15 protein-coding genes are annotated in these 16,428 nt (G+C 73.7%); 3 read left to right on the top strand and 12 right to left on the bottom strand.

What is annotated here, in order from left to right; translation table 11 throughout:
* Nucleotide 1: 1 nt before the first annotated feature.
* On the bottom strand, nt 2-1,501 hold the full coding sequence (gene hpaE / locus AC1DYZ_RS06425) for a 5-carboxymethyl-2-hydroxymuconate semialdehyde dehydrogenase (RefSeq protein WP_477064372.1): 1,500 nt from the start codon (nt 1,499-1,501) through the stop codon (nt 2-4).
* Between the two features lie 38 nt (nt 1,502-1,539).
* Nucleotides 1,540-3,186 (bottom strand): thiamine pyrophosphate-binding protein, encoded by a 1,647-nt coding sequence (locus tag AC1DYZ_RS06420; RefSeq protein ID WP_477064371.1) that lies wholly within the window; start codon nt 3,184-3,186, stop codon nt 1,540-1,542.
* A gap of 107 nt (nt 3,187-3,293) precedes the next feature.
* Between AC1DYZ_RS06420 and AC1DYZ_RS06415 the strand changes: the two genes are divergently transcribed.
* The gene (locus tag AC1DYZ_RS06415; protein ID WP_477064370.1) at nt 3,294-5,186 is read left to right on the top strand and encodes an FAD-binding monooxygenase; all 1,893 of its coding nucleotides are present in this window, start codon (nt 3,294-3,296) and stop codon (nt 5,184-5,186) included.
* Between the two features lie 12 nt (nt 5,187-5,198).
* Here AC1DYZ_RS06415 and AC1DYZ_RS06410 read toward each other — a convergent pair whose 3' ends face one another.
* The 3 genes from AC1DYZ_RS06410 to AC1DYZ_RS06400 are packed head-to-tail and all read right to left on the bottom strand — an operon-like array spanning nt 5,199 to nt 7,524.
* Entirely contained in the window at nt 5,199-6,008 is an 810-nt protein-coding gene (locus AC1DYZ_RS06410; RefSeq protein WP_477064369.1) for a class I SAM-dependent methyltransferase, read from the bottom strand.
* Between the two features lie 7 nt (nt 6,009-6,015).
* On the bottom strand, nt 6,016-6,912 hold the full coding sequence (locus AC1DYZ_RS06405; protein ID WP_477064368.1) for a phenylalanine 4-monooxygenase: 897 nt from the start codon (nt 6,910-6,912) through the stop codon (nt 6,016-6,018).
* Nucleotides 6,913-6,966: 54 nt separating this feature from the next.
* The gene (locus AC1DYZ_RS06400) at nt 6,967-7,524 is read right to left on the bottom strand and encodes a TetR/AcrR family transcriptional regulator (RefSeq protein WP_477064367.1); all 558 of its coding nucleotides are present in this window, start codon (nt 7,522-7,524) and stop codon (nt 6,967-6,969) included.
* 54 nt (nt 7,525-7,578) lie between these two features.
* On the opposite strand from AC1DYZ_RS06400, the gene AC1DYZ_RS06395 reads away from it, so the two are divergent.
* Together AC1DYZ_RS06395 and AC1DYZ_RS06390 are read left to right on the top strand one after the other, a co-directional pair.
* Nucleotides 7,579-9,222: an FAD-binding protein gene (locus AC1DYZ_RS06395; RefSeq protein ID WP_477064366.1), complete on the top strand. Its 1,644-nt coding sequence runs from the start codon at nt 7,579-7,581 to the stop codon at nt 9,220-9,222.
* 5 nt (nt 9,223-9,227) lie between these two features.
* Nucleotides 9,228-10,031, top strand: a complete 804-nt coding sequence (locus AC1DYZ_RS06390; RefSeq protein ID WP_477064365.1) for an SDR family NAD(P)-dependent oxidoreductase — start codon at nt 9,228-9,230, stop codon at nt 10,029-10,031.
* A 78-nt stretch (nt 10,032-10,109) separates the two neighbouring features.
* Here the strand turns inward: AC1DYZ_RS06390 and AC1DYZ_RS06385 are convergent, their stop codons facing one another.
* From AC1DYZ_RS06385 to pcaH, 7 genes are read right to left on the bottom strand one after another with little or no spacing between them, the layout of a single operon-like run.
* Complete coding sequence (locus tag AC1DYZ_RS06385) at nt 10,110-11,324, bottom strand: acetyl-CoA C-acetyltransferase (RefSeq protein WP_477064364.1); 1,215 nt, start codon at nt 11,322-11,324, stop codon at nt 10,110-10,112.
* Nucleotides 11,324-11,968, bottom strand: coding sequence for a CoA transferase subunit B (locus AC1DYZ_RS06380; RefSeq protein WP_477064363.1), 645 nt, complete (start codon nt 11,966-11,968; stop codon nt 11,324-11,326). The genes AC1DYZ_RS06385 and AC1DYZ_RS06380 overlap by 1 nt, the downstream gene beginning before the upstream one ends.
* Entirely contained in the window at nt 11,968-12,753 is a 786-nt protein-coding gene (locus tag AC1DYZ_RS06375) for a CoA transferase subunit A (protein WP_477064362.1), read from the bottom strand. Before AC1DYZ_RS06375 ends, AC1DYZ_RS06380 begins: the two co-directional genes overlap by 1 nt.
* Nucleotides 12,728-13,933: a bifunctional 3-oxoadipate enol-lactonase/4-carboxymuconolactone decarboxylase PcaDC gene (pcaDC, locus tag AC1DYZ_RS06370; protein WP_477064361.1), complete on the bottom strand. Its 1,206-nt coding sequence runs from the start codon at nt 13,931-13,933 to the stop codon at nt 12,728-12,730. Before pcaDC ends, AC1DYZ_RS06375 begins: the two co-directional genes overlap by 26 nt.
* Nucleotides 13,930-15,123, bottom strand: coding sequence for a lyase family protein (locus AC1DYZ_RS06365; RefSeq protein ID WP_477064360.1), 1,194 nt, complete (start codon nt 15,121-15,123; stop codon nt 13,930-13,932). Before AC1DYZ_RS06365 ends, pcaDC begins: the two co-directional genes overlap by 4 nt.
* Entirely contained in the window at nt 15,120-15,677 is a 558-nt protein-coding gene (gene pcaG / locus AC1DYZ_RS06360; protein WP_477064359.1) for a protocatechuate 3,4-dioxygenase subunit alpha, read from the bottom strand. Before pcaG ends, AC1DYZ_RS06365 begins: the two co-directional genes overlap by 4 nt.
* Nucleotides 15,670-16,428, bottom strand: a complete 759-nt coding sequence (gene pcaH, locus AC1DYZ_RS06355; protein WP_477064358.1) for a protocatechuate 3,4-dioxygenase subunit beta — start codon at nt 16,426-16,428, stop codon at nt 15,670-15,672. The genes pcaG and pcaH overlap by 8 nt, the downstream gene beginning before the upstream one ends.

Raw genomic sequence — 16,428 nt, 5'->3', positions numbered from 1 at the left:
GTCAGTGTCCTTTGCCGAAGGTCGGGTTGTGCGCCGCGCCGAGCGTCACGTGCACGGCCTGCTGGTGGGTGTAGAAGTCGATCGAGCGGTACCCGCCCTCGTGCCCGAGGCCCGAGGCCTTGACCCCGCCGAACGGGGTGCGCAGGTCGCGGACGTTGTTGCTGTTGAGCCAGACCATGCCCGCCTCGACCGCCTGGGCGAAKGTGTGCGCCCGCCGCAGGTCGTTCGTCCACACGTAGGCCGCGAGCCCGTACAACACGCCATTGGCCAGCGCGAGCGCCTCCTCGTCGGTGTCGAACGGCGTGATCGCGACGACCGGGCCGAAGATCTCCTCCTGGAAGATCCGGGCGTCCGCCGGCACGTCGGCGAAGACGGTCGGCGCCACGTAGTTGCCGGTCGGGAAGCCGTCGGGCCGGCCGCCACCGGCAACGAGCCGACCCTCGGTCCGGCCGATCTCGATGTAGCTCATGACCTTGTCGTAGTGCTCGGGGTGCACGAGCGCGCCGACCTCGGTGCTCGCCTCGTGCGGCGGGCCGACGACGACACGCTTCGCCTGGGCGGCGTAGCGCTCGACGAACTCGTCGTAGATCTCGCGCTGGACGAGGATCCGGCTGCCCGCCGTGCACCGCTCGCCGTTGAGCGAGAACACCCCGAAGATCGTCGCGTCGATCGCGGCCTCGAGGTCGGCGTCGGCGAAGACGACGGCGGGGGACTTGCCCCCGAGCTCCATCGACAGGCCCTTCAGGTGCGGAGCCGCGTTGGAGAAGATGAGCTGCCCGGTCCGGCTCTCGCCCGTGAAGGAGACAAGCGGGACGTCCGGGTGCTTGACCAGCGCGTCGCCCGCCTCCTCGCCGAGGCCGTGCACGAGGTTGAACACGCCCGTCGGCACGCCGGCCTCCTCGAAGATCCCGGCCCACAGGGACGCCGACAGCGGCGTGAACTCCGCCGGCTTGAGCACGACGGTGTTGCCGGTGGCCAGCGCGGGGCCGAGCTTCCACGACTCGAGCATGAACGGCGTGTTCCACGGCGTGATGAGCCCGGCGACGCCGATCGGCTTGCGGTTGACGTAGTTGAGCTGCCGTCCCGGCACCTTGAAGGCGTCGTCGGTCTGGGCGACCACCAGGTCGGCGAAGAACCGGAAGTTCTCGGCCGCCCGGCGGGCCTGGCCGAGGGCCTGGGTGATCGGCAGGCCGGAGTCGAAGCTCTCGAGCTCGGCGAGCCGGGCGTCGCGCGACTCGACGATGTCGGCGACGCGGTGCAGGATCCGCGACCGCTCGCGCGGCAGCATCCGCGGCCACGGGCCCTCCTCGAAGGCGCGTCGCGCGGCGGTGACGGCACGGTCGACGTCCGCCGCCTTGCCGGCCGCCGCGGCCACGTAGGTCTCGTTCGAGACGGGGTCGAGGACCTCGAACGTCGCGCCGTCCGCCGAGTCGACGTGGTCGCCGTCGATGTAGTGCTGGATGCGCTCGGGCAGGTCGGCGGGCAGGTGGCTGGGGGTCATGAGCTCCCTCGTCTCGTGAACAGCTCTCGTCGGCAGGGTCAGGCGCTCGCCTGGGAGATCTCCTCCCAGAACGGTGCGACCACGGCGCCGGAGATCCGCAGGTCGAGGAGCAGGAACGGGCGCTCGGTCGCCGGGCGGGCGCACCACTGAGCCAGCACGTCGAGATCCTCGACCGACCGGACGGCGACGCCCTGCGCGCCGAGCGCCGTGGCCACACCGGCGAAGTCGACGTCCGGGATGAGCATCGGCTCCCGGGCCAGACCCTTGCGCGCGTAGAGGTGCACCTCCGCGCTGTACGCACCGTCGTTCCACACGACCGCGATCCCGCGGCCGCCCGCGACCCGCACCGCCGACTCGAGGTCGGACAGGGCCATGAGCCCGCCGCCGTCGCCGGTCGTCAGAACTACCGTGGCCTCGGGCCGGGCGAGCGCCGCCCCCACCACGCTGGGGAAGCCGAGCCCGATCGCCTGGAACGCGGTGCCGACCATCACCATCCGGTCCGGTGCGGTCACCGGCCAGTACATGTTCGACCAGCCGAGGAAGTGGCCGCCGTCCGAGACGACCACGCGGTCCTCGGGCAGCAGCTCCGCCAGCCGGGCGGCGGCCGAGCGCGGGTCGAGCCGCCCGTCCGGAGCGGTCCCGTCCCCGGGCTCGTGCCGTCGTGCGGTCGTCAGGTCGACGGACTCGCGCCACCCGCTCGGTGCGGCGCCCTCGAGCCGGCCGAGGATCGCCTCCGCGACGACCGCGGCGTCCCCGCGGACGAACCCGCCGACGTGCGGGTGGGTCGCCGCGGGTGCGACGTCGACCTGGAAGATCCGGCACCCGGGGGCGAAGAGGTCGCCGAACCGCATGGTGAACTGGTTGAGCGATGCGCCCACGACGACCGCGACGTCGGCCTCGCGGACGAGCGCCATGGCCCCCTCGGCGCCGAACCCGCCGGCGACGCCGAGGTCGTACTCGGGCCGGGGGAAGACGCCGCGGCCGAGCGCAGTGGTCGCCGTCAGCGCGCCGGTGGCGTCGGCGATCGCGCCGAGCGCCTTGCCCGCGTCGGCCACCCAGGCGCCGCGCCCAGCCAGGAGCAGCGGGCGGCGCGCGGCCGCGAGGGCCGAGGCGATCTCCCGGACGACGCCGTCGGCGAACGCGCCGCGCACCGCGAGCGGCGGGGGCAGGCGCGGGGTCGGTGTCTCGGGCACCGGGCCGGTGTCGAGGGTCGCGACGTCGTAGGGGATCGCGAGCACGGTGGGCACCCGGTAGGTCAGCGCGTGCTCGACGGCGATGACGGTCGTGGCGGCGGCGTCGGCGCGGCCCACGGTGTAGGTGCGGGCGCCGACGGCCGAGGCCATGGCGATCTGGTCGACGTCCCAGGGTCGCGGCCCCGACGTCGGCTCGTCGCCGACGACGAGGATGAGCGGCACGTGGGCCTGCACGGCCTCGGCGAGGGCCGTGAGGGTGTTGGTGAACCCGGCGCCGTACGTCGTCGTCGCCGCGGCGAGCCGGCCGGAGGACCGGTGGAAGGCGTCGGCGGCGACCACGGCACCCGCCTCGTGCCGCACGGGGACGTAGCGGGCGTCGGTCTGGCACGTGAGGGCGTCGAGGAAGTACGCGTTGCCGTTGCCCATGACCCCGAAGACGTGGTCGACGTGGGCGGCGAGCGTGACGGCGACGTGCGCGGAAACCGTCGGCATGGAGCAGGGCCTCCCGGACCAGGTAGACCGCAGCGGCGTCGTTGCGGCTCGGGGCGATAGTATACGATCCGTCACACCTCGACATCGGCGTCAGGGGAGTCCGTCCCATGCAGTTCCACCATCACGGCTACGTCTCCGGCGACCCGCGGGTCCAGCCCGCGGCAGGCGTCGGACTCGACCGGCCGGACGAGCTTCCCGACGAGGTGGACGTCCTCGTCGTGGGCACGGGCCCGGCCGGGATGATCACCGCCGCGCAGCTGTCGCAGTTCCCGCACATCACGACGCGGATCGTCGACCGCCGCGAGGGGCGGCTGGCGATCGGCCAGGCGGACGGGATCCAGCCGCGCAGCGTCGAGACGTTCCAGGCCTTCGGCTTCGCGGGGCGGATCGCCGAGGAGTCCTACCGCGTCATGGAGGTCTGCTTCTGGCACCCGGACCCGGCCGACCCCACGCGCATCGTCCGCGGGGAGCGGACGCCCGACGACCCGTCGGGGATCAGCGAGTTCCCCCACCTGTACGTCAACCAGGCCCGCGTGCTCGACTACTTCGCCGAGTTCATGGCGAACGCCCCGACGCGGATGACGCCCGACTACGGGTACGAGTTCCGGGACCTCGAGATCGCCGACGGCGGCGAGCGCCCGGTCACCGTCCGCCTGGTGCGCACGTCCGGCGCGGACGCCGGGCAGGAGAAGGTCGTCCGGGCGAGGTACGTCGTCGGCGCGGACGGTGCGCACAGCGGCGTCCGGCGGGCCATCGGCTGCACGCCGCAGGGTGGCAGCGCCGCCCACGCGTGGGGGGTCATGGACGTCCTCGCCGTGACCGACTTCCCCGACATCCGCAAGAAGTGCGCGATCCAGTCCGGCTCCGGCGGCAGCATCCTGCTCATCCCGCGGGAGGGCGGCCAGCTGTTCCGCATGTACGTGGACCTGGGCGAGGTCCGGCCGGAGAACCACGACGCGCTGCGCAGCACGACCGTCGAGCAGATCGTCGGCCACGCGAACGCGATCCTGCGCCCGTACACCCTCGACGTGAAAGACGTCGCCTGGCACAGCGTCTACGAGGTCGGCCACCGGGTCACCGACCGGTTCGACGACGTCCCGCTCGAACAGATCGGCACGCGCACCCCGCGCGTCTTCATCGCGGGCGACGCCTGCCACACCCACAGCGCCAAGGCCGGCCAGGGCATGAACGTGTCGATGCAGGACGGGTTCAACCTCGGCTGGAAGCTCGGCTACGTCCTGTCCGGGCGCAGCCCGGAGAGCCTGCTGGCGACCTACTCCGCCGAGCGCCAGGTCATCGCCCAGAACCTCATCGACTTCGACAAACAGTGGTCGTCGCTCATGGCGAAGAAGCCGGAGGACGTCACCGACCCGGCCGAGCTCGCCGACTTCTACGTGCGGACGACGGAGTTCCTGTTCGGGTTCATGACGCAGTACCCGCCGTCGATGCTCGTCGCCGAGCCGGACCACCAGGAGTTCGCCACGGGCTTCCCCGTCGGGAAGCGGTTCAAGGCCGCCCCCGTGGTCCGGGTGGCCGACGCGAACCCGCTGCACCTCGGGCACCAGCACGTCGCCGACGGCCGCTGGCGCGTGTACGCGTTCGCCGACGCCGACGCCGCCGCGCTGACCGCGTGGGCCGACTGGATGGCCGGGTCGCCGGACTCCCCGGTGCGCGCACACCGGCACGCGGGGGAGGACCTCGACGGCGTCGTCGACGTCATTGCCGTCTACCAGCAGCGCCATACCGACGTGGACGTCTCGACCGTGCCGGAGCTGTTCCGCCCGCGCACCGGGCCGTTCCGGCTCGTCGACTACGAGAAGGTCTTCGCGACGCGCCCGGACGACGACATCTTCGAGCGGCGGGGCGTGGACCGCGGCGGGTGCGTCGTGGTCGTCCGGCCCGACCAGTACGTCGCGGCCGTCCTGCCGCTCGACGCCACCGAGGAGCTGGCGGCGTTCTTCCGGCAGCACATGCTCGTCCGGGACCGGCAGCCGGTCTGACACCGCGATCGGTCACGCCCGCGCCTGCACGAGCCAGACGCCGGCGTCGAGCCGGACCCCGTCGGGTCGGGTGTACGGAGCCAGCGCCGCCCGGACCGCGGCCAGTGCGTGCGCCTCGGTGTCCTCGTCGGCGCCGTCCAGGGCCCGGCGACCGAGGGAGCCGCTCCGGAGGAACGACACGGTGTCCTCGGGCGAGCTCCCGACGCGGAGCGGGATGGTCACGGGCTCCAGCTCGACGGCCGTCCACCCTGCGGCCTGGAGCAGGGCACGCACGCGCTCGGGGTCGGCGAGGCCGAACATGCCCGGTCCGCCGCCGTTGGTCAGGTCCGGGAGCTCGACGTAGCGCGCGACGGCCGCTCCGGGGACGCATAACCAGGGCTGGTGCGCCGGCGACCGCCAGGACACGAAGGCGAGGCGCCCGCCGGGTCGGGTCGCGCGCCGGAGGCTGGTGAACGCCGCGACCGGGTCGTCGAAGAACATCACGCCGAACCTCGAGACCACGACGTCGAACGTCGACGGCGGGAAGGAATGGGTCTGGGCGTCGTCCTCGACGAACGAGACGGTGCTCGTGCCCGCTGTGCCCGCCATGCTCCTTCGGGCCAGGGCGAGCATGGTGGGCGAGACGTCGATGCCGGTGACCGTGCCGGGTCGGGCGAGCGCGGCGGCGGCCAGCGTCGTCGTCCCGTACCCGCAGCCCACGTCGAGCACGTGCTCGCCGCTGCGGATCCCGGCGGCGGACAGCAGGGCGGCCTGGAACGGCTCGTACATCCGGTCGTACCGGTCGCGGTGGACCACCCAGTGGTCGGCGCCACGCTCGTCCATCCGCGCGTCAGCGGGTCAGCGCGGTCTTGCGGGCGAGCCGGGCCGCCACGTCGTCGTCGAAGTCGGCGAAGAACCCGGCCACCCGGTCGGTGAGCTCGCCCATGCCGTCGCAGGCGAACAGGATCGGCTGGTAGTGGCTGATGTCGTACGCCAGCGTGGCCATCTGGTCGAAGTCGACGGGACGGATGTCGGCCCCGCGGAACTCCTCGATCTCGCCGTAGGAGGAGAGCAGGCCGGCGCCGTACGCCCGCAGCTCGCCGTCCTCGTACATCACGCCGAACTCGATGGTGAACCAGAAGACGTCGGCCACGTACTGCAGGCCCGCGGGGGTCTCGCACCGCCGAGCGGCCTCGCCGGCGCGGCGCTTGACCTCGGCGATCGCCGGGTTCGCGAGCAGATTGCAGTGCCCCACGACCTCGTGGAGGATGTCCGGCTCCGGCGTGTACAGGGGCTGCGACGGGTGGCGCAGGTACTGCGTGGAGTGGAACACCCCGTCCGCGAGCGACCCGTAGAAGACGTCGAGCGGCACGAGCCCAGCCGCCGGGTGGAGTCGGAACCCGCTCAGCGGGTCCAGACCCGCGCTGACCTCGTCGAGCTGGGGCACGTGGTCGGCGGGCAGGGCGAGGGCCTCCTTGCCCTCGAGATAGCCGCGGATCGCGAGCCGCTCGTGCTTGGGCGCCAGCTCACGGCACACGGTCCGCCAGATCTCGTTCTCGGAGTCCGTGTACTCGACGCGCGGCACCGGGTCCCCGGGCTGCCACGCGAGCGCCGGCGCGGCGATCTCGTTCCGGCGGCGGCGGTACTCCTGGTCGTTCGCACCGGGGTGGTCGTCGGCGAGGTGCACCGTGGCCTTGCCGTCCTCGTCCGCGGTGACGGGGGCGTACAGCTGTCCTTCGTCGAACATGCGATCCGTTCTACGCCAGAAGCGTGGGAGATGCATCCCCCACGCTTCTGACGGTCAGCGGCTCGGGTCGAAGAACGCGACGACGCGACCGACGTCCGCGCGCGCGTCATCGGCGGACTCGGCCGTCGCGACGACGCCGAAGACCATCCGCCACGCCAGCAGGACGTCGTCGACCCCCACGCCCGCCGGGACCCGCCCGGCGGCCCGCGCCTCCGGCAGGGTGCGCTCGATGAGGGCGCGGAGGCGGGCGTCGCCGTCGTAGGCCGGCTGGGACCGGCGGGCCTCGACCACCATCTCGACGAACGCGGCCTCGCGCACGGTCTGCTCGAGCAGCGTCGCCCACAGCGCACCGAAAGCGTCCGGGCCGCCCGCGGAGGCCGCGCTCTCGAGCTCGACGAAGTTGTCCTCGAACACGGCGAACGCCAGGTCGAACCGGGTGGGGAAGTGCCGGTAGAGCACGCCCTGCCCGACGCCGGCCTCCTTCGCGATCGTGCTGAGTGGCACCAGGAAGCCGCGCTCGGCGAACAGGCGTCGCGCCGCTTCGAGGATCGCGGAACGGTTCTCGGGCGCGGCGGCGGGGCCACGGTTGACTGCGCGTCGGGCGGGAGGCATGCTGCATCCTAGATCCGGACAACGTTGTCCGGTTTGTCGAGCTGGGAGCACGAAATGGCACCGAAGAGCGCGCAGGAGCACATCTACGACGTCGTCGTCGTCGGGACCGGAGCGGCTGGTCTGGCCACGGCCATGGGCGCCGTCGACGAGGGCCTGTCGGTGCTCATGGTCGAGTCGACCGACAAGTGGGGTGGCTCGACCGCCATGTCCGGGGGAGGCATGTGGATGCCCGACAACCCGCTCATGCACCGCGACGGCGTCGGCGACTCCCGCGAGGAGGCGCTGACCTACTTGGAGGCGTGCGTCGGCGAGGTCGGGCTGGCCTCGACGCGCGCCCGCAAGGAGGCGTTCGTCGACGGCGTCGACGACTTCGTGACCACGGCGGAGAAGCTCGGCGTGACGTTCGCCCGTGCGACGGACTACCCCGACTACTACCCCGAGCTGCCCGGCGGCAAGATCGGCCGCTCGATCGAGGTCAAGCCGCTCGACTCCAAGATCCTCGGTTCGTGGTGGCAGACCCTGCGCGGCGCCGTCCCGCTGCCGGCGAAGACGGACGACGTCTGGCTGCTGAGCCGCTCCTGGTCGACCCCGTCGGGCATGGTCCGCGGTGTCAAGGTGGTCTCGCGGATCCTCGGCGGCGTCGTCACCGGCAAGCGGCTGGTCGGTATCGGCAATGCGTGGGCGACCGCGTTCGGCCACGCGCTGGTCGTCAAGCGCGGCGTGCCGCTGTGGCTGAGCTCGCCGCTCGAGGAGCTGCTGGTCGAGGACGGCCGCGTGGTCGGCATTCGCGTGCAGCGCGACGGCGGCCCCGTGACGATCCGCGCGAACCGCGGCGTCATGCTGGCGGGCGGCGGGTTCGAGGGGAACACGGACTGGCGCCAGAAGTACCACGGCATCGACGGCGCCCCCTCGGGCAACCTCGGCAACGTCGGGGTCCCGATCGCGGCCGCCCAGGAGATCGGCGTGGCCGTCGAGCTCATGGACGAGGCGTGGTGGGGTGCGTCGCTGGCCGCGCCGCCCGAGGGTCGGCCGTCGTTCATCGTGGGCGAGCGGTCGATGCCGTACTCGATCATGGTCGACTCGCTCGGCGACCGGTTCGCCAACGAGTCCGAGTCCTACGTCGACCTCGGCCACGACATGCTCGAGCGCGACGGGGGCGCCGGCCCGTACTGGCTGATCCTCGAGGCGCGCAACATCCGGCGCTACTTCCGCACGTTCGCCATGGACCCCCGCGCGGTCAAGGCGATGCGCGCGGCGGGCATCGAGGTCAAGGCGGACAGCATCGCCGCCCTGGCCCGCAAGATCGGCGTCGAGCCCGACCGCCTCGCGGCCACGACGAAGCGGTTCAACGGCTTCGCCCGGTCGGGCGTCGACGGCGACTTCGGCCGCGGCAACTCGGCCTACGACCGCTACTACGGCGACCCGACGGTCCACCCCAACGCCAACCTCGGCCCGATCGAGAAGGGCCCCTTCGTCGCCTACAAGGTCGTCCTCGGCGACCTCGGCACCAAGGGCGGGGTCGTCACCGACCCGGACGGACGCGCCCTGCGCGAGGACGGCACCGTCGTGCCCGGCCTGTACGCCGCCGGGAACAACTCGGCGTCGGTCATGGGTCGCACCTACCCGGGCCCGGGCTCGACCATCGGACCGGCCGCCGTCTTCGGGCTGCGCGCCGCCCGCCACATGGCCAAGGGCTGACGGCCGTGGAGATCCAGGGACGCGTCTTCGTCGTCACAGGTGGCGGGAACGGCATCGGCCGGGAGGTCGTCCTCGCTCTGCTGAACCAGGGCGGTCGCGTCGCCGCGGTCGACCTGCGCGAGAACGCCCTCGCCGAGACCGCACGGCTGGCCGGCGCGACCGACCGGCTCACGTTGCACACCGTCGACGTCAGCGACGAGGCCGCGGTGTCGGCGCTGGTCGGTGACGTCGTGGCCGCGCACGGGCAGGTCGACGGGCTGATCAACGTGGCCGGCATCATCCAGAAGTTCGTCAAGGTGGCGGACCTGACGCACGCCGAGATCGAGAAGGTCATGTCGGTCAACTTCTGGGGCGTCGTCCACATGACGACCGCGTTCCTGCCTCAGCTGCAGGCCCGGCCCGCGGCGTCCCTGGTGAACGTCTCGAGCATGGGCGCGCTCGCGCCCGTGCCCGGCCAGGCCGCCTACGGCGCGTCGAAGGCGGCGGTGAAGCTGTTCACCGAGGCCCTGTACGCCGAGCTGCGCGGGACGTCGGTCGCAGTGACCGTCGTGTTCCCGGGCGGAGTGGCCACCGGGATCGCGGAGAACTCCGGTTCGGCTATCCCCGGGGCCGGCGCCGACACGTCGGCGATGGAGTCGTCGCTCACCAAGCCCACCGTCGCGGCGGCGAAGATCGTCGACGCCGTCCGCACCGGGCCGTACCGGGTCTGCATCGGCAGCGACGCCCGCATGCTCGACCGCATGTCGCGGCTCGCCCCTCGGCGCGCCACCGAGCTCGTCGCCAAGAAGATGGCCCAGCTGTTGGCCTGACCCTCCGGGACCCATCACGATGACCGCCTTCACCGGTGCCGAGTTCCTCGGTACTGGTGAAGGCGGCGGCGTGCGGACTCAGACGCGTTCGAGGACCGCCGCGAGGGCCTGGCCGCCGCCGATGCACATCGTCTCGACGGCCAGGGTCCCGTCCAGGGCGGGCAGCTCGTGTGCCAGGGTCGCGAGCATGCGGCCGCCGGTCGCGCCGATGGGATGCCCGAGCGAGATGCCGCTGCCGCGCGGGTTCACGCGCGGGTCCTCGGGGTCGACGCGCCAGTCGGCCAGGCACGCGAGCACCTGCACGGCGAACGCCTCGTTGAGCTCGAGCACGTCGACGTCGTCGAGCGTGGCGCCGGCCCGGGCGAGCGCGCGCTGCGTGGCCGGGACCGGGGCGATGCCGAACCGCCGGGGGTCGACCCCGGCGACGGCCCAGGAGCGCAGGCGGAGCATCGGCGTCAGGCCGAGCCGACGGGCGTGCTCGGGGGTCGTGACGACGCACGCGGCGGCCGCATCGTTCTGGCCGCTGGAGTTCCCCGCGGTGACCGTGGCCGCCGGGTCCGATCCGCGCAGAACGGGACGGAGGGCGGCRAGCGCCTCGAGGGAGGAGTCGGCGCGGGGGTGCTCGTCGCGGTCGACGACGACGCTCCCGCGGCGGCCCGGCACGGTGACGGGCACGATCTCGGCGTCGAACGCGCCGGAGGTCTGCGCGGCGACGGCGCGCTGGTGCGAGCGCAGCGCCAGGGCGTCCTGGTCCTCGCGGCTGATGCCGTACTCCGCCCGCAGGGCCTCCGCGGTGCCCACGTTGCCGTCGGGGGTGGGGTAGTCGGTCCCCCCGACGGTCTCGCGGCCGCGGGCGAGTGCGTCGTGGAGCAGCAGGCCGCCGGGCGGGAGGCCACGGCGGCCCTGCTCGGTGTAGAGCGGGGCGTTCGACATGGACTCCACGCCGAGGGCCACGACGACGTCGGCGACGCCGGTCTGCACCTCCATCGCGGCGTTGAGGACGGCCTGCAGGCCCGAGCCGCAGCGCCGGTCCAGCTGGTAGCCCGTGGTGGTGATCGGGAAGCCGGCGTCGAGCGCGGCCACGCGGCCGAACGCGGGCGACTCCATCGTCGGGTAGCCCTGCGCCGCGATCACGGAGTCGACGGCCGAAGGGTCCAGGCCGGTCCGCCTCAGCAGGGCGCGCAGCACGGTGACCGCGAGCGCGCGGGCATCGAGAGGGGCGAGAGCGCCGCCGAGGCGCCCGACGGGCGTGCGAAGCGGCGCGCAGATCACGACCTCGCGCAGCTCGGCCATCAGCCGTCCGCCAGCGCGACGGCGAAGGGCGCGCCCGTGGCGGCCCGCACCTGCTCGAGGGTGACGCCCGGCGCGAGCTCGATCAGCCGCAGCCCGTCGGGGGTCACGTCGAGGACGGCCAGGTCCGTGATGATCCGGTCGACGCAGGCCCGCCCGGTCAGGGGCAGGGTGCACTGCTCGACGATCTTGGCCGAGCCGTCCTTGGCCACGTGCTCCATGACGACGAGCACGTGCTCCGCGCCGTTGACCAGGTCCATCGCCCCGCCCATGCCCTTGACCATCTTGCCCGGCACGGCCCAGTTGGCGATGTCCCCGCCGGCGGAGACCTGCATCGCCCCGAGCACGGCGTGCGTGACGCGGCCGCCGCGGATCATGCCGAAGCTGGCGGCCGAGTCGAAGTACGCGGCGCCGGGCAGGACCGTGACGGTCTCCTTGCCCGCGTTGATGAGCTTGGGGTCGGCCTCGCCCTCCCACGGGTAGGGGCCGACGCCGAGGATGCCGTTCTCGGAGTGCAGCACGACCTCGACGCCCGGCGGCAGGTGGTTCGGGATGAGGGTCGGCAGGCCGATGCCGAGGTTCACGTAGGAGCCGTCGCGCAGCTCGTGGGCGGCGCGGGCGGCCATCTCGTCACGGGTGAGCGGCATCAGATCTCCACGGGTGGGCGCGGCCGGACGGTGGTCTTCTCGATCGGCAGGTCGGCCGACTGCTCGGGCGTGAGCAGTATGACCCGGTCGACGTAGATGCCGGGCAGGTGGATGTCGTCCGGGCCCAGCTCGCCGGGTTCGACCAGCTCGTCGACCTCGGCGATCGTGAGCCGGCCCGCCATGCCCGCGAGCGGGTTGAAGTTGCGGGTCGACTTCTCGAACCGCAGGTTGCCGTGCCGGTCCCCGACCGCCGCGCGGACCAGTCCGTAGTCCGTGCGGATGGCCTGCTCGAGCACGTACTCGCGGCTGCGGCCGAAGGCGTCGAACGGCCGGAGCTCCTTCGGGGCGCTGGCCAGGGCCACGGTCCCGTCGGGCGCGTACCGCAGCGGCATCCCGCCGTCGGACACGGCCGTACCGGCTCCCGCGGCGGTGTAGAACGCGGGGATGCCGACGCCGCCCGCGCGCAGCCGCTCGGCGAGCGTGCCCTGCGGCGTGAGCTCGACCTCGACCTCGCCGCCGAGGTACTGCCGCGCGAACTCCTTGTTCTCGCCGATGTAGCTGGCCACGACGCGGCGGATCCGGCCGGCGGCGAGCAGCTCGCCCAGCCCCCACCCGTCGACGCCGCAGTTGTTCGAGACCACCTCGAGGTCGTCCACCCCGCGGGCGAGCAGCGCGCGGATGAGCGCGATCGGCACCCCCGAGAGCCCGAAGCCGCCCACGGCCAGCGACGAGCCGGACGGGATGTCGGCGACGGCCTCGTCAGCCGTCGCGACCGTCTTGTCCATGACCTTCTCCTTGGGTGGGGGGCAGACCGGCGACGACGTCGCGGGCGACCGCCAGGGCGGCGTTCGCGGCCGGCAGCCCGGCGTAGAGCGCCGTGTGCAGGATGACCTCGCCGATCTCGTCCGGCGTCAGGCCGTTGCGCAGCGCGGCACGGACATGCATCCGCAGCTCGGTCTCGTGGCCGCCGGTGACCAGGCTGGCGAGCGTCGCGATCGACCGGTCCCGGCGGCTCAGCCCCGGCCGGGACCAGATCTCGCCCCAGGCGTACCGGGTGGCGAAGTCCTGGAACGGCGCGGTCAGCGGGGTCGTCGCGGCGATCGCGGCGTCGACGTGCGCGTCGCCCAGCACCGCCCGGCGGACCGTCATGCCCCGCGCGTACGCGTCGCCGGAGGTGCCGAGGTGGTCGCGGACGAGCGCCGCCACGGTGGACGGGGCCTCGAGGGCGGCCAGGTGGCCGGCCGAGTCGATGGTGGCGTGCACGGCCTGGGGGAGGGCGTCGGCCAGGTCCTGCATCGACGCCGGTGTGGTCACCTCGTCGTGGGCGCCGCTGACCAGCAGCGTCGGGACGGCGACGTCCGCGGTCCCGGCGGACCGGTCGAAGCCGGCGAGCGCCTCCGCGCACCGCGCGTAGGACTCGTCGTCCACGTCCAGCAACGCGTCCAGGGCTCGCGCGCCGACGCCGCCGTCCCGCCCGAGGAAGCCGGGGGCGAACCAGCGCGCGGCACTGCCGGCGACGAGCGATGCCGTGCCGCTCCTGCGGACCGCGGCGGCCCGGTCGGCCCAGCCCTGCGGGGTGCCGATCCGTGCGCCGCTGCAGCACATCGTCAGCGTGCGCACCCGGTCGGGGTGCGTGGCCGCGAGCTCGAGCGCGACGACGCCGCCCAGCGAGACGCCGGCCATGTGGAACGACCCGCCGCCGGCCTCGTCGACGACCGCGAGCACGCCGTCGGCCAGGTCGGCGACCGTGAACGGGTCGTGCGTGGCTGGGCTCGAGCCGTGGCCGGGCAGGTCGATCCGGAGGAGGCGCAGCGACGCCGTGGCCGGGTCCGCGCGCAGGTGCGCGACGACGCCGTCCCACAGCGCCGTGGTGGTGCCGAGGGAGGGCAGCAGCACGAGCAGGTCCTGGTGATCCGCCGGGACGGCGCCCGGGACGAACGCACCGCGGAGCCGGGGGGCGTTCATCGACGCCCCCCGTCCAGCGTGCGCCGGAACCGCGCGATCGCGGCGTCCACGACCCCGCCGCAGGCGGCCAGGGTGACGTCGTCGGCCGGTCCCACGTCGGCGTCGTGCAGGTTCCGGGCAGCGGCGTCGCGGCGGACGGTCAGGCCCGACACCGTCCGGGCGGCGATGTCCGCGGAGCCGCCGGCGAGCCGGAGAAGATCCCTCAAGGCGGACCACTCCGCGTGCCACTCGCCGACCGGGCGCTCGTCCACCGACACGGCCGCGCGAGCGACCGTGGACAGCAGTCCCGGTGCCTGCAGCGCAGCCGCGCTCATCGCCACGGGACCGACCGGGTTCCGCTTGTGTGGCATCGCCGACGAGGCGCCGCCGCCGGCGAGCGCGAGCTCGTCGACGCCCTCGCGCGAGCCCGTGACGAGGTCGCGGCCGATGCGCCCGAGGGCCGCGGTGACGGTCGCCGCGGCGGTCGCCACGGCGAGGGCCGGCGTCCGTTCGGTGTGCCACGACCGACCGGGGTCGTCGAGGTCCAGCTCAGTGGCGAGGGCCGCGCGCAGGAGCATGATCGCCCCGGCGCTCCCCGCCGTGCGGTCGGCCTGCTCGCCGGTGCCGACGGCGCCGCCCAGCTGGACGGGAAAGCGGGTGGCGTCGACCACGGCGACGGCCGAGCTGATCCCGTCCAGCCAGCCGGCGATCTGCGCGCCGAGCGTCGTCGGCGCGGCGTTGCGCCCGAGCGTGCGCCCGACCCGCGGGGCGTGCCGCTCGTCGTCCGCGAGCACCGCGAGCGCCGTCCCGGCGGCGACGAGACGCCCCCGGAGCTGCGCGAACGTCGACCTGGCGACCCGCATCAGCGCGGTGTCGAGGACGTCCTGGCTCGTCGCGCCCGCGTGCAGCCGGTCGGTGGGCAGCCCCGCGGCGTCGAGCAGCTCCCGGAGCTGCTGGACCAGGGCGACGACGGCGACCCCGTCCCGGGCGACCCCGGCGACGAGCGCCTCGCGGTCCAGGGCGGTCGGGTCCGCGGCGATGGCGTCGAGGGCGCGCGCGGCGGCGTCGTCGGTCGTGCCGTCCACTGTTGCCCACGCGCGCAGCAGCGCCGCTTCCACCTGCACCATGGCGGCGAGCACCTGGTCGTCGCCGGCCGCGTCGGGGGTGCCGGCGGTGGCCGGCTGCAGCAGGCCCCAGTCGCCCGCCGTCATCGCGGGGTGCCGTAGTCGAGGAACACGGTCTCGTCGGGACCCTGCAACCGGACGTCGAACCGGTAGGACCGCGGCCCGTCGACGGCGGCGACCAGGGTGCCCCGGCGGTCGGCGTCGACGCGCCTGAGCAGCGGGTCCGTCGAGTTCGCGTCCGGCTCGTCGCCGAAGTACGCCCGGGTCAGCAGGTGGTGCAGCAGGCCGCGGGCGAACACGGCCACCACGACGTAGGGCGCGGAGCCGGGGCGCGTCGGACCGGGCTTGACCGTGCTGAACGCGTAGCGGCCGTCGTCGGAGGTCGCGGCGCGCCCGAAGCCGGTGAATCCGTGGGGGTCCCGGTCGAACGAGCCGCGCTCGGTCGAGGGCCGGCCGTCGGCGTCGGCCCCCCAGACCTCGAGCACCGCGTCGGGGACCGGAGCCCCGGCACCGTCGAGGACGACGCCGTGCAGCCGCACCGCGTCGGGCTGCCAGGGCGCCCGCACGTCCGGGCCGCCGGCGTAGGGCAGCGCGTAGCCGAAGAACGGGCCGACGGTCTGGCTCGGGGTCTGCTCAGGCATGGTCGGCGTCCTCCGGCTCGGTCCAGGTCGCCCGCGGGCCGGTCAGCACGACGTCCCACCGGTAGCCCAGCGCCCACTCCGGCTCGCTGACGTCGTGGTCGTAGGCCGCGACCAGCCGGGCCTGCGCCGCAGGGTCGGTGATCGACTGGTAGATCGGGTCGAGCCCGAACAGTGGGTCGCCGGGGAAGTACATCTGCGTGATCAGGCGCTGCGTGAACGCGGTGCCGAAGAACGAGAAGTGGATGTGCGCGGGACGCCACGCGTTGCGGTGGTTGCGCCACGGGTACGCACCGGGCTTGATCGTGGTCAGCCGGTAAGAGCCGTCGTCGCCGGTGATCACCCGGCCGACGCCCGTGAAGTTCGGGTCGAGCGGGGCCGGGTGCTGGTCGCGCTTGTGCACGTACCGCCCCGAGGCGTTGGCCTGCCAGACCTCGATGAGCTGGTTGCGGACCGGCCGCCCGTCGCCGTCGAGCACGCGCCCGGTGACGATGATCCGCTCGCCTACAGGCTCGCCCGCGTGCTGGATGGTCAGGTCCGCCTCGTAGGGGGCCACGTCGGTGTGCCCGAACGCGGGGGAGACCAGCTCGATCTCCTCCGGGTCGGCGCGGACCAGCTCGTGGGTGGGGTGGCGCAGCAGCGTCGAGCGGTACGGCGCGAAGTCTCGGTGCGGGTGCACGGCCGTGCCGCCCTGCTCGCGCGCGTGGCGGTCGGMGATCTCGGCCGAGATCGTCTCCTGGCTCAGCTCGGACAT

It is taken from the genome of Cellulomonas sp. P1_C4, from assembly GCF_056406355.1.
Note: the sequence above shows the minus strand (reverse complement) of the source record. Positions and strands in the feature narration are given on the sequence as shown.